The organism is Vibrio sp. 10N.261.55.C5 (assembly GCF_041470505.1).
Taxonomy (GTDB): Bacteria; Pseudomonadota; Gammaproteobacteria; order Enterobacterales; family Vibrionaceae; genus Vibrio; species Vibrio crassostreae_C.
Genome location: NZ_JBFRMS010000037.1, coordinates 39,368 through 65,305, shown reverse-complemented (window position 1 = coordinate 65,305; position 25,938 = coordinate 39,368). Strand labels below are relative to the sequence as shown.

Here is a 25,938-nt window from a genome sequence, read left to right as displayed (position 1 = left end):
TCACTAATAGGAAGCCACAGCGCTTATCTTTTAGTGTAGCGTGAGAAACGAAAAAGGTCGCATTTAGCGACCTTTTTACTTATCAGAAACAAAGAAAATTCAATTAGATATATTCTACTTTGTCGATTTCGAAGTCTTTGTCACCACCAGGGGTAGAGATCATGACTTCGTCGCCTTCCATTTTACCGATAAGACCGCGAGCAATTGGCGATTTCACAGAAATGCGACCCGTTTTGATGTCTGCTTCGTCTTCTGAAACGATTTGGTAGCGGAACTCATCATCGGTATCCACATCAATCAGTGTCACTGTCGTACCAAAGATAATCTTGCCCGTATTATCCATTTGCGTTACATCGATGATCTGAGCCAGTGATAGCTTATATTCAATATCACGGATCTGAGCTTCACAAATACCCTGCTCTTCACGAGCGGCGTGGTATTCAGCATTCTCTTTCAGGTCACCTAGTTCACGTGCTTCACCAATAGCTGCTGAGATAACAGGGCGTAGCTTAAGTAGGCGATCTAATTCGTCACGTAGCTGCTGAGCGCCACGTACTGTCATTGGAACCTTTTCCATTTTTTACCTCTATGCCAAAGCTTTCTTTGGCCAACATAAATACACCCAACGTATTTATTGGGTGATAGAAACAAAACGATTTGGCTTAGTGTAAACAAACTTTATGGCTAAATCACCTTTATTCCACTTTGCGTTATAAAAGCTTTATCTAGGTCTAAATTACAGACATCACAAAAATGAATAATAACCTCCCCATCAATAAGCGGAGAGCTAAATACCTAAAAAAACAAAAAACAAACAAAATAAACACAGATCACACTTTTATAAAATACACTCAAAAACAATCACTTAAACAAAAAATATATAATAAAACAGTGTTCATTTTTTAGTTTTATATCATTTTACTAACTGACCATGGAACTTTAGAGGTAAAAAGTAACCCATGGATTGCACTGGCATTTTCAGACTTCTGTTCTAATCATGATTATGAAGCCTGATTAATACAGGCAATACACAAAAGGGTTCAAATCCTTAATAAAACTTCTATGGACAGTAATTAGGAAATTATAACATGAACAAGACTATGATCGCGCTTGCTGTATCTGCTGCAGCTCTTGCTACTAACGCAGTGGCAGCCGACGGTAAACAAGCTGGTGATATTGCCGGTACTTCTGTATACAGCTCAAACGGCACTTCTCTAGAGATCGGTGGTCGTGCGGAAGCTCGCCTATCTCTAAAAGATGGCAAAGCACAAGACAACACTCGTGTACGTCTTAACTTCCTAGGTAAAGTTGAAATCCAAGACGGCCTATACGGCGTTGGTTTCTACGAAGCAGAATACAACGCAAACGACTACGAAGGCGATGCTGATTCTATCGATCACCGTTACACATACGCTGGTATCGGCGGTACATTCGGTGAAGTAACTTACGGTAAAAACGACGGTGCGCTAGGCGTTATCACAGACTTTACCGATATCATGTCTTACCACGGTAACTCAGCGGCATACAAAATTGCAGCGGCTGACCGTACAGACAACATGCTTTCTTACAAAGGTGAATTCCAAGACCTAGCAGTTAAAGCAAGCTACCGTTTCGCTGACCGTTCTGAAACTGCAGCAGGCGACTTCACTGACAACAACGCAGACGGCTACTCTCTATCTGGTATCTACGCAATCGGCGATTCTGGCTTCAAGCTAGGTGCAGGTTACGCTGATCAAGCAGAGCAAAACGAATACATGCTAGCGGCATCTTACCGCACTGACGCTCTATACTTTGCTGGTACATTCACAGACGGTGAACTAGCGAAAAAAGACGGCAACTACACTGGTTACGAATTCGCAACTGCTTACACGCTAGACCAAGCTGCGTTCACGCTAACGTACAACAACTCTGAATTCGACAGCGAAACTGCAGCAGATAATGTTGCAATCGATGCAACTTACTACTTCAAGCCTAACTTCCGTACGTACATCTCGTACAACTTCAACCTAATCTCGGAAGGCGACCAGTTTGGTGATACTAAGAACCTAACAACACGTCCTGCGCTTAAAACAGATGCTGAAGACGAGCTAGCTATTGGTCTACGTTACGACTTCTAATTCTGATTATCTAATTGATTAATTAGTTAATTGAGAATCAAAACGCCCGCTATCTAGCGGGCGTTTTTTATATCTGTATACTGAAAACATCAGCCATCCAAGAAATCTTCTATGCGCCTTCTATCCACACTACTTGTATGTAGTTTTTCCATTAGCGCTTTCTCAGTTAACGCTTTCGCATACGCCCCTCTAAAAACACTGCCCGATGGTAGTAGTACGAGTTTGATACTCAAATCGTTGAGTGATAATTCGGGCGAACTTAATACCGATAGCGATGACTTTTATCCACCAGCCAGCACGTTAAAACTGGTGACGGCTTTAGCGGCTAAATTAGAGCTGGGCGACAACTTTCATTACATCACCAGCATTGTTCGTTCTGGCAATGATTCGATCATTTCATTTAGCGGTGACCCAACACTACAACGTGAACAGCTAAAAAGCCTGTTAGCTCAGTATGCTAAGTCTCAATCCAGAACCATCAAAGGCAACTTATACCTGGATAACACAGCTTATACCGGCTATCAGCGAGCGGTGGGGTGGCCTTGGGACATTCTAGGCGTTTGTTACAGCGCGCCCTCTAGTGCAATGACCTTAGACAGCAACTGTGCACAAGCCTCTATTTATACAAAAGATAATGGTGCGACACGCGTTTATATTCCCGCTCACTATCCGATAGACGTGACGACCACCGCTGCCACGGTAACTCGCTCTGGGCAGAAGGCAACACAATGCGACTTGGAGCTCATCACCACACCAGATAACGCTTACAAGCTCTCTGGTTGCTTGGTTGAGCGTAAAAAGCCACTGCCACTCAAGTTCGCGATTCAAAATCCAGAACTTTACACCTATCAAGTCGTTACATCGCTTCTCAAAGAACTGAAAATAGAAGTAAAAGGTGATGTGATTATTGGTAAAAAAGCGCAAGCAGACAAAACCACGTTAGTCGCTAGTCACAACTCAGAAAAGCTTCCTGAACTGCTCGATATCATGCTCAAGAAGTCAGATAACCTTATCGCAGATAATCTAACTAAAACGCTAGGAGCAACATTTTATGTTCAACCGGGCAGCTTCAATAACGGCACTGAAGCAATAAAACAGATACTGCTGGCCAAGGCTAATATTGACCTCAGTAAAGCGCAGCTCGTCGATGGTTCAGGGCTATCTAGAAATAACCGAATGAGGTCACAGACCATGGCTCAAGTGCTTCGTTATATCTGGGAAAACGATCAACAGCTCAACCTAATTGAGGCTATGCCTACATCAGGTGTAAATGGAACGCTCAAGTACCGTCCAAGCATGAGAAAAGCACCGATTCAGGGCAACATCACAGCCAAAAGTGGTTCTTTGTACGGAACGTACAACATGGCGGGATATGGTTTAGATGAGTCCGGGAAACCAAACTCTTTGTTTGTGCAGTTTATTCGTGATTACTTCCCTGAAGAGCAAGATCCAGACAGACCGGTAGAGGCTCCAATCACCCAGTTTGAGCGTGCTTTCTACAAAGATGTAGTCGAGTTCAGTCAAACACAAAGCAAATCTAAGTAATGCTTAGCTCTGTGTAAACTTCTACTCAAACAATAAAAATGGCGCTGAAGACCTTAAATCTTCAGCGCCATTTTTATTTCTCAGATGTATTTAACTATTTTTATAGGTGCCCATTTTTATAAGAGCTAAGCAATTCCTAAAAATGAGTTCACCACAGTGAAGTAGATCCACATTCCTGAGATATCCACTATCGATGCAAGTACTGGACTTACTAACACCGCTGGATCAAGCTTAAATAACCTAGCAACTATCGGTAATCCGCCGCCGAGCACAGTTGATATGGTCACCTGAATAAACAGAGCAACAGCGATAGCAAAGGCAATCATGTTAATGTCGTAACCACCAGTAGACTGGTTTTCACTGAACAGCAAGATACGTCCAATCATTACCGCGGCAATCGCCAGTGCTAAACAAATAGCCACTCTAAACTCTTTCCATAGAACATTGGCCCACTGACGTTTTTTCAATTCACCAGTGGCTAAGGCTCTAATCACCAAAGTAGCGGCTTGTGTTCCCGTGTTACCTCCCGCTGCAGCGATAACTGGCATATAGATAGCTAGCAGTACCAGTTGGCTAAGGATATCTTCGTACTGAGCGATGATAAGACCAGAAACGATACCTAGCAGTGCCAGCGCAATAATCCAACCGATACGCTGTCTAACATGGCTTAATACACCTGTAGAAAGGTAACCCTGTTGAGGCTCAACCTCTGAATAGATTAGCCCTAGTTGGTGAGCTAGATGTCGCGAACGCTTTTCAAAGCCTTGCTCCTCTAACTCACTAAGTAGAGCTTGAATCGTACTTAGAGAGCATTGCCCTAATACAAGTACTGCATCTTCAAGCGGCATACAGTTGAGAAGCCTAACTTGCTGCTCACGCCCGTATTGCTGAAATGCATTCGATACAGCTTGGATGTCTTGCTCTGAGTACAGAGCTTCAATAGATAAAAAAGTGTTGTTCATTACCGTCATGGCGAATCTCCCGATTGGCAAAGGTAACGACCATCAAAACAAGTAGCCTACAGTAAGTACTTCACAAACATAAAGCGGTGTACACCAAGAGCGTAGAACTCGATACATAAAGCATATAACTGAGCGCACCAAGAGCTTAAAGCACTGGTGTGTCTACTTGTTAGAACCTAGAGTGTGGAAAAGAATGAAGGGAAAACAAAGATACCCTACCTGAACGGCAGGACAATAGATCAATACCGAGACAGGTTATTCTTCTCCATTCAAACTAGGAGGATGGTCGGTATTGTTCATAAAAATCTCCAAAATTACTGTCAGTTCGACAGCGCGCATAGTGTAGCAATGCTGTTAAAAAGACTTCGTCAAATTCCTGTCAATAAATAGGGGTCAATAAAAAAGGCATCCGTAGATGCCTTTTATTAAATCATTGATGTACGTTATTACTTGATAGTAATACGAGCAAACTTACGCTTACCTACTTGGTAAACGGCAGTACCTGCTTCAGGCACGAATTTGCTGTCTTCAATCTTCTCGCCTTCAAGCTTAGCCGCACCTTGCTTGATCATACGCATCGCATCAGAAGTCGAGTTTACAAGACCCGCTTCTTTTAGAACGTTAGCAATTGGTAGACCCGCTTCGAATTCGAACTCAGGCATATCATCTGGCACTTGGTTTTTAGCAAAGCGGTTAACGAACTCTTGCTCTGCTGCATCAGCATCTGCTTCACTGTGGAAACGAGCAATGATCTCTTTAGCCAGAAGTACTTTAACGTCACGTGGGTTTTTACCCGCTTCAACACCAGCTTTCAGCTCTGCCACTTCTTCAAGTGGACGGAAAGACAGTAGCTCGTAGTAGCTCCACATTAGATCGTCAGAGATAGACATGATCTTACCAAACATCTCGCTTGGTGCTTCGCTGATACCGATATAGTTATGCGCAGACTTAGACATCTTCTTAACACCGTCTAGACCAACAAGTAGTGGCATCATCAGTACCGCTTGTGGTTTTTGACCTGCCGCTTTTTGCAGTTCACGACCCATTAGAAGGTTAAACTTCTGGTCAGTACCGCCAAGCTCAACGTCGCTCTCTAGTGCAACAGAGTCGTGACCTTGTAGAAGTGGGTACATGAATTCGTGGATTGCGATCGGTTGACCACCAGCGTAACGCTTTTTGAAGTCATCACGCTCAAGCATACGAGCAACAGTTTGGTTAGAAGCAAGACGAATCATGCCTTCAGCGCCAAGCTCAGATAGCCATTCAGAGTTGAAACGAATTTGCGTCTTCGCAGGATCTAGAATCTTGAATACTTGCTCTTTGTAAGTTTCAGCATTCTTCAATACGTCTTCGCGGCTTAGCGGTGGACGTGTTGAGTTTTTACCTGATGGGTCACCAACCATTGCAGTGAAATCACCGATAAGGAATGTCACTTCATGACCAAGCTCTTGGAAAGCACGAAGCTTGTTAAAGATAACCGTATGGCCTAGGTGGATATCTGGAGCTGTTGGATCGGCACCCAGCTTAATGCGTAAAGGACGACCTTCTTTTAGTTTTGCAATCAGTTCGTCTTCTGGAATCAGTTCTTCTACGCCACGTTTGATCTCGGCTAGTGCAGCTTCAATACTCGCCATTCTTGTTCACTCCCACAGATTTGGCAAAAATACATTAATTAGACATCTTACTTGAATAGCGATGTATTTTGAAACCAGTTACACTATTCCGTCGTCGATTTTCATAATATTTACAGAACGAACCGGAACATGTTGTCTATTTTTGCACGCCTTCCTATTTTGCACCGGGCTTTTATCGCATTTTTTAGTGCCATAATTTTCGTCGCGATTTTCTTACTCCCCGATGTCAACAGTTTGCGTGACGATTCGGGCGCTTTAGTTGTGGGAAAACATTACCCACTGACTATCAATGCCTCTGCACTTATTAGCTCAAGTGACGCTCCAACGACGGCAGTGCTCAATTGGGAGAAATACACCGTTCGCTCTGGCGAAAGCACCTCTGTTTTATTTGAACGTATTGGCCTCTCATACCGTCTGCTGATCACGCTACTCAATACCAATAATGATATTAAGAAGCAGCTGTCTAACCTAAGACCTGGTGATGTCTTGCAGTTCGGCTTTGATGAAAACAACGACCTTATTCAGTTAAAACGACAACTTAGTGCGTTTGAAAGCTTCAAGATCACTAAATCTGGCGATTCTTTCTCATCAAGTTTCGACAAAAAAGAAGTGGTATACCAATACAATTATGCCGAAGCCAACATCACCTCTAACTTCTGGAACGCTGGCGTCAGCGCAGGTTTAACCGCAAACCAAATTATGGAACTGGCCGGCATCTTCGGTTGGGATATCGACTTTGCGTTAGATATTCGTAAGAACGACAGCTTCAAAATCTTATACCAAGAGAAAGTGGTTGAAGGTGAAGTAGTTGGTCGCGGTAAGATCATGGCAGCCGTGTTCAAAAACCAAGGCGATTCATTTACCGCGGTATTGGATGATAAAAGCGGCAACTACTTCGATGAAAATGGTCGTGCGATGAAGAAGGCGTTCTTGCGCTCACCAATTGATTTTCGTCGCGTAACATCGAACTTTAACCCTACCAGGAGACACCCAGTAACCGGTAAGATTCGAGCTCACCGCGGTACTGACTACGCAGCCCCTGTTGGCACGCCTATCTGGGCAGCCGGTGACGGTATTGTTCAGAAGTCAGGTTACAACCAATTCAATGGTAACTACGTGTTCATCCGCCACAGCAACACCTACATCACCAAGTACCTGCACATGAAGCGACGTATGGTGAAAACCGGTCAGCGCGTAAAACAAGGCCAAACCATTGGTACTTTGGGCGGTACAGGCCGTGTGACTGGCCCGCACTTACATTATGAATTCTTGGTTAATGGCGTACATAAAAATGCGCGTACCGTGAAATTGCCTCAATCCAAGTCGTTAACTGGTAAAGCAAAAGCAACCTTTATTGCCAACTCAGAGATTCGATTAAGAAACCTTGAGCGATACGGTCAGTTACTAGCGACTAACTAGGCGTTTGTAGCTTCACTGCAAAATAGAAAAATGCAAAGAGCGCCCATCAAGGCGCTCTTTTTTATGCTCACATACCACAACTAGCTACTGTTTTTCAGGTTTGTTGTTCCGTCCAAGCATTAACAAACAAGGGGTTAATACTAAAGTCAGCACCGTGGCAAACGCCAAACCACCAGCAATAGCGGTCGCAAGCTGTGACCACCATTGTGTACTTGGCGCGCCAAACTCTATCTTTTGATTAATCAGGTCGATGTTCATCTCTAACACCATCGGCATTAAACCTAAGATAGTCGTAACCGTCGTGAGCATTACTGGCCTTAAACGCTGAACACCGGTTCTTAGAATCGCATCTCGCTTGTCCAAGCCTCTTTTGATGAGCTGATTATAAGTATCAATCAACACGATGTTGTTGTTCACGACTATGCCGGCGAGCGCTATTACCCCAATTCCCGACATCACAATGCCAAACGGACGTTGGAAGATCAGTAAGCCAACGAACACGCCAACGGTCGAAAACAATACAGCACTCAGAATCAAAAACGCTTGATAGAAGCTATTGAACTGAGTAATCAGAATCAAAGCCATTACCGCCAAAGCAACCAAGAAAGCACTTTGTAAAAAGGCTGACGAGTTTTCTTGTTCTTCGTTTTGACCACGGATGCGAAATTCCACGCTACTCGGCAGCCCTAGCTCACTCAATGCTTGTTCGATCTTTGGTAGTTCGAGCGCAAGGTTATACCCTTCTTCCATATCCGCCATGATGTTCACCACACGCTTGCCATCAAGGCGTTTAATGGTGTCTTGCTTATGGTCGGGAACGATCTGAGCGAAATTAGTAATAGGTACTAAACCTGCTGGCGTTTTCACCCTAAGCTGGTCGAAGCGCCCGATATCACGCTTATCATTAGGGTAGCGCACCAAGATATCGACCTCTTCTGAAGAGTCATCGGGCAGATAATCACCAATCTTGAGACCATTAGTCACGAATTGAACGGTATTACCCACTAAGGTCGCATCAGCTGCAAAGCGCGCAGCATCGTCGCGGCGAATATCCACCTTCCAATCGATGCCATCTTTACTCGCAGTATCGCTGATATTGGTCAGTGCTTGATTGCCATCAGCCCAACCTCTCACAATTTTTGCAGCCTGATTGAGCTGCTCTGGAGTTCTTGCCGACAGCTCAATCACTAAGTCATTTTCAACCGGAGGCCCAGCATCAGGGAACTTATATTCAATCTCAACACCAGCGTATTGATCGGTTTGTACCTTCAACTCATCAATAATCGCCTTAACGCTGCGTCGATATTGCCAGTCAACAGGCGTAATTGAGATCAAACCAATCTGGTCGTCACCACCAGTACGCGTGTAAACGGTATCGAGCTCATCATGATTGAGCATCATCAGTTCAATATCACGCATGATGTCATCCTTTTCTTGGATAGACAGATCCCCATGCGAGCGAACTTTGACATTAAAGAATGGCGGATCAACTTCTGGGAAGAACTCTGCACCTAGACCCGCTTTTGAATAAGTAAAACCAACTGCAACCGCGAGCAGTATCGCACTGAACAAAATCTTAAAGGGGTGTTTAATCGCTAAAGAAAGCGTGTGGTAGTAAGCCTTGGTTAAACCAGTAGCCTGTGAAAAGTCACCATTATGCAGTGCGACCATTCGAGCTTGGCTTTTAGACGATACGTATTGAGGTTTGCCAATCAAACCGCCCAGCACGGGCACAAACAACAACGCCATGATCAATGATGCAGTTAAAGTCGCGATCAGAGTTAGTGGTAAGAACTTCATAAATTCGCCCGTCACATCAGGCCAAAACAGTAACGGAGCAAATGCAGCCAAGGTTGTAGCCGTTGATGCCGTTATTGGCCACGCCATCCGTTTCGCTGCATCTCGGTAAGCGGCTTTACGCCCTTCACCTTCTTGCATTCGCCTGTCGGCAAACTCGGTAACAACAATTGCGCCATCGACCAACATACCAACCGCCATGATCAACGAGAACAGCACCACGATGTTGACGGTTAGACCAAACACAGACAACACCAACAATCCCGTGAGGAACGATCCAGGAATTGAAATTCCGACCAATAGCGCGGTTCGAACACCAAGAATCGCGATGATAACGATCACCACCAAAATAATGGCGGATAGAATATTATTTTGAAGATCGTTAAGCATGATCTTCACATCTTTAGATTCATCCCAGGTGTATTTGACCAACAGGTTATTTGGCCATTCCGCTTGCTGCTGAGCGCCTGCCATTACTGCTTTGACTAGCTCAACGGTTTCAATGATGTTTTCGCCTGCACGCTTCTTGATATCCAACACCACCGCAGATTTGCCATCTAAACGAGCAAAGCTTTCAGGATCTCGAAACGCTCGACGAACCGTGGCGACATCGCCAAAAGTGACCACCTGCTTGCCATCCACTTTAATAGGCAACTCAAGCACGTCTTTTAAGGAGTTAAATACCGAAGGGACTTTGACAGAAAAACGTCCGTAGCCAGTATCAACAAAACCTGCGGCCACCACTCGGTTATTCAAAGCAATCAGATTATAGATGTCCGCTTGATCTAGGCTGTAACTCTCCATCAATAATGGATCAACGATGATTTCTACTATGTCATCGCGATCGCCTGCAATGTCGACTTCAAGGATCTGACGATAGCTTTCGAGTTTATCTCCGAGCTCTCGAGCGATTTGTACTATGGTGCGCTCAGGCACGGTACCAAACAGAACCACTGACAACACAGGCTGCTCAGAAGCGAGGGTAACTTCATTGACAGTCGGCTCATCGCTATCTTCTGGCAATTTGGGCTTAGCCAGATCAACCGCGTCACGAACATCAGCCATCGCTTTAGTAAGATCGACGCCAACATTAAACTCTAACACCACAGAGGCGTGCCCTTCTGCTGCGGTTGCTGTCATCTCTTTTACGCCTTCGATTGACCTAAGCTCTTGCTCAATAGGTCGAACCAATAAACGTTCTGCATCGGTTGGCGAGATCCCTTGGTGCCCGACTGAAACGTAGATAATTGGAATGGTGATATCTGGGCTCGATTCTTTGGGTATCGTGATATAGGTAATCACACCTGCGACTAAGATGAGCGCCAAAAGGGAGAGCATTGTTCGAGCACGAGACAAGGCTGCATCAATAATTGAATACATCGGCTATCTCCTACTCTGCAGTTACGTTAGAGAGTCCAGCGCCTTGCTCAACAGCAATCACCGAATCACCATCACGAACAAAACCTTGCCCTACCGTGATGATATCGACACGCTGACCTAACCCCGTGAGCCACACGCCATCTTGCTCGGCCTTTACTAGCTGAATGCCTACAAACTTCACCGTTGGTGAGTCACTAGCAGAAACCAAGGTTTTGACCCCGAGGTTACCCGCCTCATCCAATGCCAGCATCGCCGGTGTTATCTTGATTGCGTCTCTAGTTTCTAGATTGAGTTTTACTTCGGCACTGACACCTGCAGGTAATAGGCCTTTGGAGTTATCGATTTCAATCTCGATTGGAAAAGTATTGGTAGAAGCAGAAGAGATTCGAGAAACATAACGCAGACGACCTTCCGCTTCTTCTCTTCCCAGCAAGCGGACCAAGGCGGACTGATTAACTAACAAATGCTGGATATGACGTTCACTGACATCGGCTTCGATGACCAGAGGATCGAGGTCAATCACGCCCGCAACAGGATCGCCAACCCCAACAAAGTCACCAAGCTCAACCATTAAGTCTTGAACCACACCCGAAAAGGGCGAAGTAATGACAGTATTCTTTAAAGCCAATTCCGCGTTGCGCATCATGGCTTTTGCTTCTGTTAATGAGGCCTCTGCTGTGGTGTAGGCGATTTCGCCTTGCAGTCCTCTTTTCTTCAGTGACTGCGCCGCTTTAAACTCTTTCTGCTTCAAGCGATATAAAGCCGAGGCTCGCTCTAGTTGAATCTCTAAATCACCCTTATCTATCTGGGCAATGGCTTGTCCAGCTTTAACCATATCCCCCTTAACAACGTTCAATCTGACAATCTTGCCCGCGACTTCTGCACCTAGACGAGCATGCCGATCGGGCGCCGTTCTTCCATAAAGATCAATCGTTTTAAAGGTCGGTGATGAGGTAAATGTTTGAAAGGAAATCTTAGCCAACGGAATTTCTGTCGCCTTTTTTTCAGGTGACTCTTCTGCTTGCCCTACGCCGAAACCAAGCCAGATCGACAACAACACGACTAGAGTCAGAGAAACCAGCCACGGCTGCTTCAATTTCTGAAAAAGTGGTGAGTTAGAAAATAGAGTGGGCATAACAAATCCTTTTGTCCGATGTAATTCAGGCGCGCTAATTGGCTTAATAGCGTGATGTGCAACTTCCTTATGCACAAAGGTAACCTTAACAAACCAATCCTCAACGAAATTGGACGCTATCGACAGTTTAAAAAATATGCCGTGTACTAAAAATGAGAGGAATGCTTTGAAAAGTAATAAGTTACTAAGTAAAAACAAAAACGCCGAACATAAGTTCGGCGTTTGAAATGTATCTAATACAGCTTTGAGCTCAAGCTATTTTCAACTCATGCTATACGCTGAATGATGCGCCACAACCACATGTTGTTGTAGCGTTCGGGTTGTTCACAAAGAAGCGTGCACCTTCTAGGCCTTCAGTGTAATCAACCATGCCGCCCATTAGGTATTGTAGGCTCATTGGATCAACAACCAGCGTTACACCGCTGTTTACAATTGTAGTGTCGCCATCATTTACTTTTTCATCAAATGTGAAGCCGTATTGGAAACCGCTACAACCACCACCTGTAATGTATACACGCAGTTTTAGTTCTGGGTTTTCTTCTTCAGCAATTAGCGTTTGTACGCGGGTAGCTGCTGCATCAGAAAAAGACAATGGGATATTTACTTCGCTCACGACAACCTCTCTTACCTGTGTCAAAAACAACATGATACAAATCTAATTCGAGACCATAGTTGTTGAGTATTTTCTTATATTCCGGTGATTATCTAATACCTGACTGAAACGTTCAAGTATTCACCACAGGATCGGTCCTTTTACTGCTGTAAACTCACCAATATCTAACAATTAAAACGTGTAACCACACAAAACAACCAGATTCGGGTGATTATCTGGGCGAAAGCATTCCTAGTTGGATTAGGGATAGGTACAATGCGTGCCAATTGGTCCGACAGTCAAAAGAGGATATATCAATGACCAAATCAGCAGAGCTGTACGAAAAAGCACAGCAAACTATTCCTGGTGGCGTAAACTCTCCAGTTCGTGCATTCAATGGCGTAGGTGGTTCTCCAATCTTCGTTGAACGCGCTGATGGCCCACTTATTTTTGATGCTGATGGTAAAGCGTATATCGATTACGTTGGCTCTTGGGGGCCAATGATCCTTGGTCACAACCACGCTGTTATTCGTGATGCTGTGATTGCAGCAGCTCAACGCGGCCTTAGCTTCGGTGCTCCAACCGAAACTGAAATCAAAATGGCTGAACTGGTATCTGAGATGGTTCCATCAATGGAACAGCTACGTATGGTGAGCTCAGGTACAGAAGCAACAATGAGCGCGATTCGTCTAGCTCGTGGCTTCACTGGTCGTGACAAAATTCTTAAGTTTGAAGGCTGCTACCACGGCCACGCAGACAGCCTACTTGTAAAAGCTGGTTCTGGCGCACTGACTTTAGGTCAACCAAGCTCTCCAGGCGTACCGGCTGATTTTGCGAAACTAACGCTAACAGCAACCTTCAACAATCTAGATTCAGTACGTGAAATCTTCGCAGCAAACAAAGGCGAGATCGCTTGTATCATCGTTGAGCCAGTAGCGGGTAACATGAACTGTATCCCTCCTGTAGAAGGCTTCCACGAAGGTCTACGTGAAATCTGTGATCAAGAAGGTGCATTGCTAATCTTTGATGAAGTAATGACAGGTTTCCGCGTTGCTGAAGGTTGTGCTCAGGCTTACTACAACATCAAGCCAGACCTAACGTGTCTTGGTAAAGTGATTGGCGGCGGCATGCCTGTCGGTGCTTTCGGTGGTCGTAAAGACGTGATGCAATACATCGCACCAACTGGCCCTGTTTACCAAGCGGGTACGCTTTCAGGTAACCCTGTTGCAATGGCTGCTGGCTACGCATGTTTGAACCTTCTACGAGAAGAAGGCAACGAAAAGCGTCTAGCTTCAAAAACTAAGCAGTTGGCAAAAGGCTTCAAGCAACTTGCTGACAAGCACGGCATCCCGATGCTAGTTCATCAAGTTGGCGGTATGTTTGGTTTCTTCTTCACTGACCAAGAAACTGTGACGTGCTACGAAGATGTAACTAAGTGTGATGTAGAACGCTTCAAGCGCTTCTTCCACCTAATGTTAGATCACGGTGTTTACCTTGCACCTTCAGCATTCGAAGCAAGCTTTACTTCTCTTGCTCATGGTTCAAAAGAACTTGATGCAACACTAGAAGCTGCTGACCGCTCTCTTGCGATCATTGCTGCTGAAAGCAAATAATCGAAAGCACTTTATAAGTCGCTAACCGATTGAATTTAGGGCTACATTAAATGCAGCCCTTTTTTATATATCGCGCTCACCAGCCACAAATATGACAGCTTATTTAGCCGTCGACTAAGGCTAAAGCTGAACCAAAAGCATTAACGTTCCCAGAAAAGGAAAACCAACAACATCAAGGTACCAAGGAACATTCTGAACCAAGGGATCTCTTTTTTTGTTTGCTGTTCTTCGTCTTGGCATTTCTTATCTTTATTACAGCATCCCATTATCAAAACTCCTCATTGCTAACTCTCTGTTTTGCAGCCATTATAAACTCAGAACGCAAATATAGAGACCATTACCGTGTCAGAAAAACTCAAAATCAATTCCAGCCACTGGGTGATCATCATTGCCCTACTCGCGGCGGCTTATGCTTGTTACTTGCTTATCGAGCCATACGTTAACTCTATCGTGATGGCCTTTATCATTTCACTATTGATGTTCCCAATCCATGAGTGGCTTGAAAAAAAGCTCCCGAATAAAGAAAACATCGTCTCTCTGCTGTCTTGTATCATACTGACCTTCATTATTGTTATCCCTTTATTGGCAGTATTCGCAGCAATTGTTCAGCAAGGTTCTCTGTTCTCTCAGAATACTTACCAATGGGTGACCCACGGTGGCATTCAGACTCTGTTTGCTCATCCGTTAGTGGTCAAAGCGCTGTCATTTGTGAATAACTACCTGCCTTTCGACAACATTGAGCCCCAAGCCATCGCACAAAAAGTCGGTGAGTTTGCGACCAGCTTTGGTTCTAAGCTAGTTGGTATCAGTGCCAAAATCTTAGGTGACGCAACCAATTTCTTGATGGATTTCTTCTTGATGCTGTTCGTTTTGTTCTTCTTATTAAGAGATCATGACAAAATCATCAGTGTGGTTCGTCATATTCTGCCGCTGTCTCGTAGCCAAGAAGACAAACTTCTAACAGAGATAGAACAAGTATCTAAATCAGCAGTAATGGGCTCATTCTTAACCGCAATAGCGCAAGGTTTTGCCGGCGGTTTAGGTATGTGGATTGCCGGTTTCCCAGGTCTATTTTGGGGTACTATGATGGGCTTTGCCTCTTTCATCCCAGTTGTGGGTACCGCATTAATCTGGATTCCAGCAGCAACCTACTTGTTCCTAACTGGTGATACCACGTGGGCGATTTTCCTAACGGTTTACTGTGTAGCGATTGTTGGTTCAATTGATAACCTTCTGCGTCCGCTGCTAATGCAAGGCAGTGCAGGCATGAATACCCTGATGATCTTCTTCTCACTATTGGGTGGTATTCAACTGTTTGGCCTAATTGGTCTTATCTACGGACCATTGATTTTTGCGATTACCATTGTCCTATTCAACATCTACGATGAAGAGTTTAAGGACTTTTTAAACCAGCAAGACAAGAGTTAACGAACTTGACGTCAACTTGATTGGCGAACCCGTATTAAACACTTCAAGCTTTGGGCGGATTATGCGAAAATCCGCCCTCATTTTTTGCTAACGATTCAACAGAGTGTCCTATGTCAGCTTATATTGCACCAAGCCAGATTGCTCAACGCCAACTCGCCTACTTTGAAGGCAAACATGTTTTAGTTGCCGGTGAGGCAGAAGACTTGTTCCCTGTTGAGTTAGCGAAGCATTGTGAATCTGTCTCTGTGTTTACTTCTAATTACAGCTACTACCGTCAATTAGAAGGCTACAACACCATCCAACGTTTTTATGGTGCGGAGTTTACCGAAGAGACTAAAGCCGACTTAGTGATGTTGTACTGGCCAAAAGCCAAAGCGGAAGCGGAATTTTTGTTGGCGATGCTATTTGCCAAGCTAGGCAAAGATACCGAGATCGTCGTGGTTGGTGAAAACCGTTCAGGCGTGAAAAGCATCGAGAAGATGTTTGCTCCTTACGGCAAAGTTGTTAAATACGATTCAGCGCGTCGTTGCTCTTTCTACTGGGGTCAATGCTTCGAGCAACCACAAGCGTTCAACCTGCAAGACTGGTTTAAGACCTACACGGTTAACATTGGTGAGCAATCACTTACGGTAAAAAGCCTTCCTGGCGTCTTCAGTCACGGTCAATTCGATGTCGGTAGCCAACTTCTGTTGGATACTCTGCCAAAACTAAAAGGCAAGGTACTGGATTTTGGCTGTGGTGCAGGCGTATTGGGCGCGGTGATGGCATCTCGTAACCCAGATATCGAGCTAGAAATGTGCGACATCAGTGCATTTGCCGTGGCATCAAGCCAAGCAACGCTAGAAGCGAATGGTTTAACGGGTAAAGTCTTCGCATCCGATGTCTATTCTGATACTGCAGAAGACTATCAGTTCATCATCAGTAACCCACCATTCCATTCAGGTTTAGACACTAGCTACAGCGCGACTGAGACCTTACTTTCTCAGGCTCCTAAGCATTTGAAGCGTTCTGGTGAGATGATTATTGTTGCGAATAGTTTCTTAAAATACATTCCAATTATTGAACAAGCGTTTGGAAAATGCGCGACTCTAAATAAGACCACTAAATTCGCGATCTATCACGCAAACAAATAACCTCTCTAGTACAGCGCAGGGTCATTATCTGCGCTGTCTGTTCATATTTTTGTCAAAACTCTATAAAAATGAGCTTTTGCACACGCTTTAAATACCACTTACTTGTCAAAGTAAAAAAACTCGTTAATTTCGTTAAATTGGAACCCGTTAATTCTATTCTCTGTACTTGTTTTCGCCCCTTTTAGCAGTACATCAAAGGAAAGTAGTACCCAATTTATGTTTAGATTCTATCGTAAGCAGAAGTTTAAGCGCCTTCAAAATACCCTAATGCTGGCATTTCTTGTCCTCAGTATTACCCCTGTGACACTTATCGCGATATTTTTCCTCCAATCGCACAGTCAGGATCTCCAGGAACAAAGCACCTCACACCTTGTTTCGGTTCGTGATACTAAGCAGCAGCAAATTGTCGATTACCTACAAGCTCAAGAATCCCAAGTGATGGGCTTTGTTCGCTCAGAATTGGCCAATGCCAGTGGCGGGCGATTTTATGGTTTGATCAATGCATTTCAACGATTGGGGTTAGATATTGACGAGGCACGCAGTAATGCACAGCAGCGCTATATTCAAGGCTCTGGCGATCAAATCAAAACGTCGATCCTCCCTGAATCCAGCAGCTTTATTGGCAGCGAGCGTTATCGCCTGCTCCACAAGCGCTACCATAATGCTTACCTAGAACTGCTTAAACGCTCTGATTTTGACGATATTCTCTTAGTTGATATCAACGGTAACGTCGCTTATTCCGTCTTTAAAAATGACGATTACGGCACCAATCTGCTGACAGGAAAATACAAGGACTCCAACCTAGGTATTACCTTTCAACGACTAGCCAAAGACGTAACCGACCGACGCAAATCTAACGAAGATTACACGCCGGTTATCGTTTCTGACTTTAAAGACGAGAATGGCAAACAGACCGCATGGCTAGGCGCACCTATCGTTCAACAAGGCTACCTACACAGTTACGCGATGTTTAGGCTACCAATCAACGGCATTACTAAGTTGATTGCGGATCTCAACAAGAGTTCGAATATTCAAACGCTGCTTGTAGGTGATGATCACCTGCCGCGTAGCCTTGCTCATTCACAAGAATCTATCAACTTGAGCCTAGATGTTGTCGATAAAGCATTGGCTGGCGAAACAGCGGTTGGCACCTTCGACAACACCCTAGATCAAGCGATCATCGCGGCATATACGCCAATTGAGCTGAAATACGCAACATGGGCTCTTGTCGTAGAGCTGCCAGAGAAAGAGGCGTTTGCCCGTATTCATCAGTTAGAAAAGATCTTCGTGATCGTGATGCTAACGGCGATCATTCTGGTAGTCGTTGCATCGCACTATCTGTCTAACTTCATCACATCCCCACTGCTTAAACTGACGTGGGCTGCCGAAAAAGTATCGGCGGGTGATCTCGATGAAACCATGATCAATACCGAGCGCAAAGATGAGATAGGCCGACTCGCGGTGAGCTTCGAAAGAATGCAGCGATCTATTCGTGAAAAAATGCAGCTCATCAAAAGCCAAAACGATGAGCTTGAGGACAACCTTAAGACCATTCAAAAGCAAAACGAAGAGTTACAACTGGCAAATAAACTCAAAGATGAGTTCTTAGCGACTACTTCACATGAATTGAGAACACCACTGCATGGCATGGTGGGTATCGCTGAAGCGTTGATATCTGGAGCTAACGGCCCTATTCCTGCTAATCAGAAATATCAGTTGGATATCATCATCAATAGCGGTCAGAGATTGGCGACCTTGGTTGATGATCTGCTTGATTATCACAAGATGCGCTATGGCAGCTTAGATATTAAGAAATCAGCCGTTGATTTGTCGGCAGCCACCAGCTTGGTCCTAGAGTTGTCTCATCACCTATTGGGCAATAAGCCAATCCGTATTATTAACCAAGTCCCAAGTGATTTAGGTCTGGTTTCATCGGATCCTCAACGACTTGAGCAAGTGATGTATAACTTGGTCGGCAATGCCATCAAGTACACCTCAGAAGGTAAAATTGTTATCTCTGCCAGCGTTATCGATGACAACATTCGTGTACAAGTTGTCGATACTGGCCAAGGTATACCGGCCGAGTACCTTGAGCACATCTTTGAGCCATTGATTCAAGCAGGCCAAGATGCGAGTAACTACCGCCAAGGTGCAGGGCTTGGATTATCGATCAGTCGTCAGTTGATCGAGCTAATGGGCGGTTCACTGTACGTTAGTAGCCAACCAATGCTCGGCACTACGTTTAGCTTTACCCTGCCCCTAGCTACTCAAGATGAGTTAGACTGTTACAACGAATCAGGTCACTACTCGCACTTCCAAGCGCCTGATTTAATTGATAACAGCCAACAAGAAAATAGTGTTATCAGTGAAAACCCAGATGGCCCGTTATTGGTTATCGCCGATGATGAGCCGGTTAACCTGCGAGTATTAGACAGCTTCTTGAAGTTAGAAGGTTATCGAGTACGTACTGCATGTGATGGCCCTGAAACCATTGAACTGATTGAGAAAGAGAAGCCAGAGCTGCTTCTACTCGACATCATGATGCCAGGAATGAGCGGCTATCAGGTTTGTGAAGCACTGCGTAAGCAATACGATCATGCTCAGTTGCCAATCATCATGCTAACGGCACTCAACCAAGCAGAAGACCGTGTTCGAGGTTTCGAAGCTGGCGCCAATGACTACTTGTCTAAACCGTTCAACAAACAAGAACTAGCGGCTCGAATTACAGCACATCTATCAGCAAGCAAAGCTGAACAGAGACGCCTTGAAAACGACCAACTGCAACTCGAGCTCAAACATAGAGCGATGGTTGAGGCTAACTTGTTAGAAACTCAAGGCCGCTTATTAGAGCAACTAGAATCGGCACCTGAAGCCATCATCTGTATTCGTGACGACCAACGTATTCGCTTTGCTAACGAAGCTGCGGCGAAGCTATTCAGACGCGGACAAGAACAACTTAAACGCTCAATGGTCGACGAGATCATTGCGCCTAAATACCTTAAGGTAGAACAAGCCCACTACTGCGGTGATATTGATATCTATATAGACGATACACGTCAGCGCATACCAAGTGACATCCTTAAGCTGCCTGAAGGCTCAGGGCTCGACACCATGTATATCTTCAATGTAGGTGGTGGTGTTAACTCAAACCGAATCAATAACCTTGAAACGGCGGTTGAGGCTCTCTCTAGTTATGCCTTTGAAGGCGACAAAGATAAGTTACAGCAGCTGAAAGAGCTTGGCGGAGAATTTACTCGTCTTGCTGACAAGGCAACCGGTGAAGGTAAAAACAAGCAAGAGTTAATGCGTGAGGTACTGGTCGATGCGATGACGAATGCCATCATCTACTGGGAATCGGTGACTGGTGAAACCAAGTTTGCTTTCGCCGAGAAGAGTGGCTTGTGGCGCGTCTACTTAGACCGCAGTACGCTGCAAACTCGAACGCTAGACAAATACCTACGCGTAGAAACCCTACCGAAAACGCCTCGCTGGCGAACGGTACTGAGCTCAATCGAATTCATTCTGGAACACTGCAAAGAACAGACGCCAGAAAGAACCCATATTGAGATGCTGAGGGATAAACTTCAGAAACTACTGACCAGTTAAACCCTGAACCAACATCACGATACTTTGAATAATGGAGCCCACCTAGCGTGGGCTTTTTTGTACGCCTAATAATCACAAAAAGTAGAATCCCAACGCTTGCAACGCACTTTTTTTACGCCTTTAAACAAGGGGAAATTCACGCTAATTACTCACAGTGCGTGCTGGTAACCGTCAGTACTTTTCGTTCTATTCTCAATCATATCTGACCGTTATCTGACTCTTTGTTGCAGTTTGAGAAGCGAGTCACAACAGAACGGCAGATTTAATTTTCTAGGGAAATTTAACGTAAAACTGGCAAGTGACCGAGATCTACAATTATACCAACGTAGGGTAAGGCATTATAATAAAAAGCCTTTAAAGTTAGTGGCCACTTACAACCTGCAAGAACCTCAAAACCAAATGCGAGTCACATCACTTTAACAATTGCGTACGAAAAACCACCAAAGCAACCTATTTTGACGTTAATGACGTGGGGTTGTGTGTTTTTAACGTTTTTGACGGGAAACGAGTTTGATTAATTCATCGATAAGGTGTTTTCTTACTCCTGCCAAAGGCCTACAGGCCACTCTTACCACTTCTCAGAATCAACGATGAATCTGGAGCAACGAAGAAGAGGTAGGCCTTTAACCAGAGTGTGTATCTACTAAACAATTTAGCGACAGATAACATTCAATCCATTAGTGAAATGAAAGCAAATAGTAAGGAACAGCTATGCTTGCCAATATAAAAAAAACAGCAATAGCAACAGCAATTATTGCAACTGCTACAACAGGTTTTGCATCAGTAGCAACCGCTGCAGAACGCAGTGAACTGACCGTTCACCCGAAAGAGTACACTACATTCGTACGTAACTTTAACCCGTACCTTGGTGCTACTAACCTACATACTACAACTGACTTCATGTATGAGCCGCTAGTAGTATTTAACGAAATGCACGGTAACACTCCAGTGTTCCGTCTAGCTGAAAACTTCAAGATGTCAGATGATCTGATGAGCGTTGTTTTCGACATTCGTAAGGGTGTTAAATGGTCAGACGGAGAAACTTTCTCTGCTGATGATGTTGTTTTTTCTTTCAACCTTGTAAAAGAGAAGCCAGAGCTTGACCAATCTGGTATCAACTCTTGGGTAACTTCTGTAGAAAAACTGAACGACAACCAAGTTAAGTTCACACTAACAGAAGCAAACTCAAACGTACCTTACGAGATTGCTAAAGTACCTGTAGTACCTAAGCACATCTGGAAAGACGTTAAAGATCCATCAACGTTTACCAATGAGAACCCGGTAGGTTCTGGTCCATTTACAGAAATCGATACGTTTACAGCGCAGCTATACATCCAGTGTGCAAACCCGAACTACTGGGATGCAGACAACCTAGATGTTGACTGTCTACGTGTTCCACAAATTGCGAACAACGACCAATTCCTAGGTAAAGTTGTAAACAGTGAAATGGACTGGACGTCTTCTTTCGTTCCAGATATCGATCGTACATACGCAGCAGCTAGCCCTAAACACCACTACTGGTACCCGCCAGCAGGTACACAGGCATTCATCGTTAACTTCAAGCACCCTGATGCTGCGAAGCATGAAGCATTGAGCAACGTTGACTTCCGTCGTGCTTTCTCTATGGCTCTTGACCGTCAAACTATCATCGACATCGCATTCTACGGTGGCGGTACTGTAAACGATTTCGCATCGGGTCTTGGCTACGCGTTTGAAGCTTGGTCTGATGAAAAAACTCATGACAAGTACAAAGGCTTCAACACTTACAACGCTGAAGGCGCGAAGAAGCTTCTTGCTGACGCTGGCTTCAAAGATGTAAACAAAGATGGTTTTGTTGACACTCCATCAGGCAAGTCTTTCGAACTAATGATTCAATCGCCAAACGGCTGGACTGACTTCAACAACACAGTTCAACTAGCGGTAGAACAGCTAAACGAAATCGGTATTAAAGCAAAAGCTCGTACACCTGACTTCTCTGTTTACAACCAAGCAATGCTTGAAGGTACATACGACGTAGCATACACAAACTACTTCCACGGTGCGGATCCATACACGTACTGGAACAGTGCTTACAACTCATCACTACAATCTGGTGATGGTATGCCTCGTTTCGCAATGCACTTCTACAAAAACGACAAGCTAGATGGTCTTCTAAACAGCTTCTACAAAACAGCTGATAAGAACGAGCAGCTAGACATTGCACACGGTATCCAACAAATCATCGCTGCAGACCAAGTGACAATCCCTGTGATGTCTGGTGCTTACATGTACCAATACAACACAACTCGCTTCACTGGTTGGTGGAACGAAGAAAATCCAAAAGGCCGTCCAAACATTTGGGCTGGTATTCCAGAGCGTCTACTTCATGTACTGGACCTAAAACCAGTTAAATAAGTAATCGTTCAATCCTTGCGGCGTAACCTCTTACGCCGCTTATAAAAATCCCCACACTCTCAATTGAAAGTATGGCGCTAGTCGTCAGGGGGTTTTTCGTTCCAAATTTCGCTAGGAGCGACCTGAATCCAGAAACAGGGAAACAATCTGGGTGAGTAAGGTGTGAGTTATGGGTTATTTTTTAAGACGTTTGTCATTTTATTTTGTCGCGCTATTAGTTGCTGCGACGTTAAACTTTATTATTCCAAGAGCAATGCCTGGTGACCCAGTTACCATGATGTTTGCGAACGCTTCTGTACAAGTTACTCCAGAGCGTATTGCTGCAATGAAAGAACTATTAGGCTTCGTTGATGGTGGCTACTTAGTTCAATACGTGGCGTACATGAAGAACATTCTTAGCTGGGAACTTGGTACATCAATTCAATTCTACCCACTTTCTGTAAACACACTGTTGGGTGGAGCATTCGGTTGGTCGCTTTTCTTAGCCGGCACCGCAGTTATTCTTTCTTTCTCGATTGGTTCAATCCTAGGTATTTTCGCAGCGTGGAAACGCGGCAGTAAGTACGATGCCTTCGTAACGCCAGGTATGCTGATTCTACAAGCCGTTCCTCAAGTTGTTATCGCGATGATTGCACTATTTACCTTTGCAATTGGCTTGAAGTGGTTCCCAACAGGGTATGCCTACACCGCTGGTACTATACCTGATTGGACAAGCTGGGCATTCATTAAAGATGTCGCTTACCACGCCTTCTTACCACTGTTCTGTGCTTCTGTTGTTCAAATTGGTGGCTTCCTAGTAAACATGCGTAACAACATGATCAACCTATTAGCCGAAGACTACATCACCATGGCGAAAGGCAAAGGCCTGAGCGAAAACCGAGTGGTATTCAACTACGCAGCTCGTAACGCGATGCTACCTAGTGTGACAGCCCTGTCAATGTCGCTAGGTATGGCAATCGGCGGTCAGTTAATTATCGAAATCATCTTTAACTACCCAGGTCTTGGCAGCGTACTTTTCAACGCAATTAACGCTCGTGACTACCAAGTACTGCAAGGTCAGCTGCTTATCATGACGCTATTCATGCTGTTCTTTAACCTAGTTGCAGACATGCTTTACGTTGTTCTTGACCCTCGTCTTCGTAAGGGTGGTAAATAATCATGAAAGACTTTTTAAAACTCATTTGGCGTAACCCGATGGCCCTAACAGGCGTCATCATCCTAAGTATTTTTATTCTTGGCGCGATTGCAGCTCCATTAATCACCAAACATGTACCAGACAAGCGTACAGGTAACCCACACGAATATCCTGGTTTCGTGGTGAAGTCTGCACAAACTAACCCTGATGGCTGGGTTGCTCAAAATCTAGCAGACGACCGTCGTACATTGATCATGTCTAAAAAGGCAGACCACGTACTAGGTACAACTCGTATGGGTCGTGACGTTTGGTCTCAAGTGGTATACGGCGCACGCGTATCTCTTGCTGTAGGTTTTGGTGCGGGTCTAACCGTATGTTTACTCGCAACTGTTATTGGTGTTTCTGCAGGTTACTTCGGTGGCCGTGTCGATGACGTTCTAACAGCCGCAATGAACATCATGCTGGTAATCCCTCAATACCCATTACTGTTCGTAGTAGCAGCCTTTATCGGTGAGGCAGGGCCACTCACCATAACCTTGGTTATCGGCTTTATGTCTTGGGCTTGGGGTGCCCGTGTTGTTCGCTCCCAAACCTTAGCACTGCGTGAAAAAGAGTTTGTAAAAGCCGCTGAAGTTTTGGGTGAATCTTCATTCCGCATCATCTTCGTAGAGATTCTGCCAAACCTTATCTCTATCGTTGGCGCAAGCTTCATCGGTTCGGTGATGTACGCAATCATGATGGAAGCAACCATCTCGTTCCTAGGTCTTGGTGACCCGAACACAATCAGCTGGGGCATCATGCTTTACAACGTTCAAACCTCTTCATCAATGCTGATTGGCGCTTGGTGGGAACTGCTGGCTCCTTGTATCGCACTGACACTACTTGTAACTGGCCTTGCTCTACTTAACTTCGCGGTCGATGAAATTGCTAACCCGCAACTGCGTTCTCACAAAGGCATGAAGCGTTGGAAGAAACTAGCAGCTCAAGACAAAGAAGAGCGTGAACCAGAACTACCACCACAAAATGCACTTTGGAGCGGAGATAAATAATCATGTCTGAACCACTAATTTCTATCCGCAACTTATGCGTGGATTACATCACAGAGTCTGGCGATGTTCGTGCGTGTAACAACGTAAGTTTCGACATCGCTCCAGGTGAAGTCTTCGGCCTAGCTGGTGAATCTGGCTGTGGTAAATCAACGGTCGCTTTCTCTCTTATGCGTCTTCATAAGCCGCCCGCTTACATCAGTGGTGGTGAGGTTATCTTCAACGGTGAGAACATCCTTGAATACAGTGATGACCGTATGCAGTCGTTCCGTTGGAGCGAGATGTCGATGGTATTTCAGAGCGCGATGAACGCACTCAACCCAGTACTACCGATGGAAGAGCAGTTCTGTGACGTAATCATGCGTCACACCAACATGACTCGTGAGCAAGCTAAACAACGTGCTGAAGGTCTACTTGAAATCGTAGATATTCACCCGAGCCGATTGAGTGATTACCCTCACCAATTCTCTGGCGGCATGCGTCAGCGCTTAGTTATCGCTATCGCGTTAGCACTGAATCCAAAGCTGATCATTATGGATGAGCCGACAACCGCACTTGATGTGGTTGTGCAACGCGAAATCCTACAAAAGATCTATGCACTGAAAGAAGAGTTTGGCTTCTCGATTCTGTTCATCACCCATGACTTGTCATTGATGGTCGAGTTCTCTGACCGCATCGGCATCATGTACTCAGGTGAGCTAATCGAAGTAGCTAACTCTCAAGATATTCTAGAAAACCCTTACCACCCTTACACCAAAGGGTTGGGAAGTTCTTTCCCTCCACTGACAGGGCCAAAGACAAAGTTAGCAGGTATTCCGGGTAACCCTCTGAACCTGTTAGAGATCCCTGAAGGGTGTCGTTTCCAAGCTCGTTGTGACCGTGTACATGAAAAGTGTACCAAGGTGCCAACCAAGCTGCGTTCTATCGACCCGGGACATTTGTCTAACTGCCACCTGTACGGTGACCCAATAGTACAAAGGAAGCTATAGCTTGCACGCTGAC

18 protein-coding genes are annotated in these 25,938 nt (G+C 44.9%); 11 read left to right on the top strand and 7 right to left on the bottom strand.

Annotated elements, in window-relative coordinates:
- Positions 1 to 103 precede the first annotated feature (103 nt).
- Complete coding sequence (gene greA / locus AB4263_RS15090) at positions 104 to 577, bottom strand: transcription elongation factor GreA (RefSeq protein ID WP_017059397.1); 474 nt, start codon at positions 575 to 577, stop codon at positions 104 to 106.
- Positions 578 to 1,088: 511 nt separating this feature from the next.
- On the opposite strand from greA, the gene AB4263_RS15085 reads away from it, so the two are divergent.
- Both AB4263_RS15085 and dacB read left to right on the top strand, forming a co-directional pair.
- Positions 1,089 to 2,117 carry a porin gene (locus tag AB4263_RS15085; protein ID WP_372098448.1) on the top strand — a complete coding sequence of 343 codons (1,029 nt, stop codon included), beginning with the start codon at positions 1,089 to 1,091 and terminating at the stop codon, positions 2,115 to 2,117.
- Between the two features lie 111 nt (positions 2,118 to 2,228).
- Positions 2,229 to 3,662: a serine-type D-Ala-D-Ala carboxypeptidase gene (dacB, locus tag AB4263_RS15080; protein ID WP_372098447.1), complete on the top strand. Its 1,434-nt coding sequence runs from the start codon at positions 2,229 to 2,231 to the stop codon at positions 3,660 to 3,662.
- 125 nt (positions 3,663 to 3,787) lie between these two features.
- Here the strand turns inward: dacB and AB4263_RS15075 are convergent, their stop codons facing one another.
- Positions 3,788 to 4,633, bottom strand: coding sequence for a magnesium transporter (locus AB4263_RS15075; protein WP_017059400.1), 846 nt, complete (start codon positions 4,631 to 4,633; stop codon positions 3,788 to 3,790).
- A gap of 437 nt (positions 4,634 to 5,070) precedes the next feature.
- Positions 5,071 to 6,258 (bottom strand): tyrosine--tRNA ligase, encoded by a 1,188-nt coding sequence (gene tyrS / locus AB4263_RS15070; RefSeq protein WP_372098446.1) that lies wholly within the window; start codon positions 6,256 to 6,258, stop codon positions 5,071 to 5,073.
- Between the two features lie 129 nt (positions 6,259 to 6,387).
- Between tyrS and AB4263_RS15065 the strand changes: the two genes are divergently transcribed.
- Positions 6,388 to 7,677 (top strand): peptidoglycan DD-metalloendopeptidase family protein, encoded by a 1,290-nt coding sequence (locus tag AB4263_RS15065; protein ID WP_372098445.1) that lies wholly within the window; start codon positions 6,388 to 6,390, stop codon positions 7,675 to 7,677.
- Positions 7,678 to 7,761: 84 nt separating this feature from the next.
- Here the strand turns inward: AB4263_RS15065 and AB4263_RS15060 are convergent, their stop codons facing one another.
- The 3 genes from AB4263_RS15060 to erpA all read right to left on the bottom strand — a co-directional run bounded on the left by AB4263_RS15060 (position 7,762) and on the right by erpA (position 12,602).
- Positions 7,762 to 10,854 carry an efflux RND transporter permease subunit gene (locus AB4263_RS15060; protein ID WP_372098444.1) on the bottom strand — a complete coding sequence of 1,031 codons (3,093 nt, stop codon included), beginning with the start codon at positions 10,852 to 10,854 and terminating at the stop codon, positions 7,762 to 7,764.
- Between the two features lie 10 nt (positions 10,855 to 10,864).
- Positions 10,865 to 11,989 (bottom strand): efflux RND transporter periplasmic adaptor subunit, encoded by a 1,125-nt coding sequence (locus AB4263_RS15055; protein ID WP_372098443.1) that lies wholly within the window; start codon positions 11,987 to 11,989, stop codon positions 10,865 to 10,867.
- Between the two features lie 271 nt (positions 11,990 to 12,260).
- Positions 12,261 to 12,602 carry an iron-sulfur cluster insertion protein ErpA gene (gene erpA, locus AB4263_RS15050; protein ID WP_004734539.1) on the bottom strand — a complete coding sequence of 114 codons (342 nt, stop codon included), beginning with the start codon at positions 12,600 to 12,602 and terminating at the stop codon, positions 12,261 to 12,263.
- Between the two features lie 296 nt (positions 12,603 to 12,898).
- On the opposite strand from erpA, the gene hemL reads away from it, so the two are divergent.
- Complete coding sequence (gene hemL / locus AB4263_RS15045; RefSeq protein WP_010436060.1) at positions 12,899 to 14,194, top strand: glutamate-1-semialdehyde 2,1-aminomutase; 1,296 nt, start codon at positions 12,899 to 12,901, stop codon at positions 14,192 to 14,194.
- A gap of 140 nt (positions 14,195 to 14,334) precedes the next feature.
- Here the strand turns inward: hemL and AB4263_RS15040 are convergent, their stop codons facing one another.
- Positions 14,335 to 14,460: a hypothetical protein gene (locus tag AB4263_RS15040; protein ID WP_004734537.1), complete on the bottom strand. Its 126-nt coding sequence runs from the start codon at positions 14,458 to 14,460 to the stop codon at positions 14,335 to 14,337.
- A 76-nt stretch (positions 14,461 to 14,536) separates the two neighbouring features.
- On the opposite strand from AB4263_RS15040, the gene AB4263_RS15035 reads away from it, so the two are divergent.
- The 7 genes from AB4263_RS15035 to AB4263_RS15005 all read left to right on the top strand — a co-directional run bounded on the left by AB4263_RS15035 (position 14,537) and on the right by AB4263_RS15005 (position 25,925).
- Positions 14,537 to 15,622, top strand: coding sequence for an AI-2E family transporter (locus tag AB4263_RS15035; RefSeq protein WP_017059406.1), 1,086 nt, complete (start codon positions 14,537 to 14,539; stop codon positions 15,620 to 15,622).
- A gap of 110 nt (positions 15,623 to 15,732) precedes the next feature.
- Complete coding sequence (gene rsmC, locus AB4263_RS15030) at positions 15,733 to 16,755, top strand: 16S rRNA (guanine(1207)-N(2))-methyltransferase RsmC (RefSeq protein ID WP_017066801.1); 1,023 nt, start codon at positions 15,733 to 15,735, stop codon at positions 16,753 to 16,755.
- Positions 16,756 to 16,971: 216 nt separating this feature from the next.
- A complete protein-coding gene (locus tag AB4263_RS15025) occupies positions 16,972 to 20,361 on the top strand; it encodes a response regulator (RefSeq protein ID WP_372098442.1) in 3,390 nt (1,129 codons plus the stop codon).
- Between the two features lie 711 nt (positions 20,362 to 21,072).
- Positions 21,073 to 22,755 (top strand): ABC transporter substrate-binding protein, encoded by a 1,683-nt coding sequence (locus AB4263_RS15020; protein WP_017056650.1) that lies wholly within the window; start codon positions 21,073 to 21,075, stop codon positions 22,753 to 22,755.
- A 169-nt stretch (positions 22,756 to 22,924) separates the two neighbouring features.
- Positions 22,925 to 23,911 (top strand): ABC transporter permease, encoded by a 987-nt coding sequence (locus AB4263_RS15015; protein WP_017059409.1) that lies wholly within the window; start codon positions 22,925 to 22,927, stop codon positions 23,909 to 23,911.
- A 2-nt stretch (positions 23,912 to 23,913) separates the two neighbouring features.
- Positions 23,914 to 24,939, top strand: coding sequence for an ABC transporter permease (locus AB4263_RS15010; RefSeq protein WP_017056648.1), 1,026 nt, complete (start codon positions 23,914 to 23,916; stop codon positions 24,937 to 24,939).
- A gap of 2 nt (positions 24,940 to 24,941) precedes the next feature.
- Positions 24,942 to 25,925, top strand: coding sequence for an ABC transporter ATP-binding protein (locus tag AB4263_RS15005; RefSeq protein ID WP_017063265.1), 984 nt, complete (start codon positions 24,942 to 24,944; stop codon positions 25,923 to 25,925).
- The last annotated feature ends 13 nt before the right edge of the window (positions 25,926 to 25,938 follow it).

Bases quoted from the DNA above. Each gene is read 5' to 3' on its own strand.
- greA (WP_017059397.1), bottom strand. From the start codon at position 577: ATGGAAAAGGTTCCAATGACAGTACGTGGCGCTCAGCAGCTACGTGAC.
- AB4263_RS15085 (WP_372098448.1), top strand. From the start codon at position 1,089: ATGAACAAGACTATGATCGCGCTTGCTGTATCTGCTGCAGCTCTTGCT.
- dacB (WP_372098447.1), top strand. From the start codon at position 2,229: ATGCGCCTTCTATCCACACTACTTGTATGTAGTTTTTCCATTAGCGCT.
- AB4263_RS15075 (WP_017059400.1), bottom strand. From the start codon at position 4,633: ATGACGGTAATGAACAACACTTTTTTATCTATTGAAGCTCTGTACTCA.
- tyrS (WP_372098446.1), bottom strand. From the start codon at position 6,258: ATGGCGAGTATTGAAGCTGCACTAGCCGAGATCAAACGTGGCGTAGAA.
- AB4263_RS15065 (WP_372098445.1), top strand. From the start codon at position 6,388: ATGTTGTCTATTTTTGCACGCCTTCCTATTTTGCACCGGGCTTTTATC.
- AB4263_RS15060 (WP_372098444.1), bottom strand. From the start codon at position 10,854: ATGTATTCAATTATTGATGCAGCCTTGTCTCGTGCTCGAACAATGCTC.
- AB4263_RS15055 (WP_372098443.1), bottom strand. From the start codon at position 11,989: ATGCCCACTCTATTTTCTAACTCACCACTTTTTCAGAAATTGAAGCAG.
- hemL (WP_010436060.1), top strand. From the start codon at position 12,899: ATGACCAAATCAGCAGAGCTGTACGAAAAAGCACAGCAAACTATTCCT.
- AB4263_RS15040 (WP_004734537.1), bottom strand. From the start codon at position 14,460: ATGGGATGCTGTAATAAAGATAAGAAATGCCAAGACGAAGAACAGCAA.
- rsmC (WP_017066801.1), top strand. From the start codon at position 15,733: ATGTCAGCTTATATTGCACCAAGCCAGATTGCTCAACGCCAACTCGCC.
- AB4263_RS15025 (WP_372098442.1), top strand. From the start codon at position 16,972: ATGTTTAGATTCTATCGTAAGCAGAAGTTTAAGCGCCTTCAAAATACC.
- AB4263_RS15020 (WP_017056650.1), top strand. From the start codon at position 21,073: ATGCTTGCCAATATAAAAAAAACAGCAATAGCAACAGCAATTATTGCA.
- AB4263_RS15015 (WP_017059409.1), top strand. From the start codon at position 22,925: ATGGGTTATTTTTTAAGACGTTTGTCATTTTATTTTGTCGCGCTATTA.
- AB4263_RS15010 (WP_017056648.1), top strand. From the start codon at position 23,914: ATGAAAGACTTTTTAAAACTCATTTGGCGTAACCCGATGGCCCTAACA.
- AB4263_RS15005 (WP_017063265.1), top strand. From the start codon at position 24,942: ATGTCTGAACCACTAATTTCTATCCGCAACTTATGCGTGGATTACATC.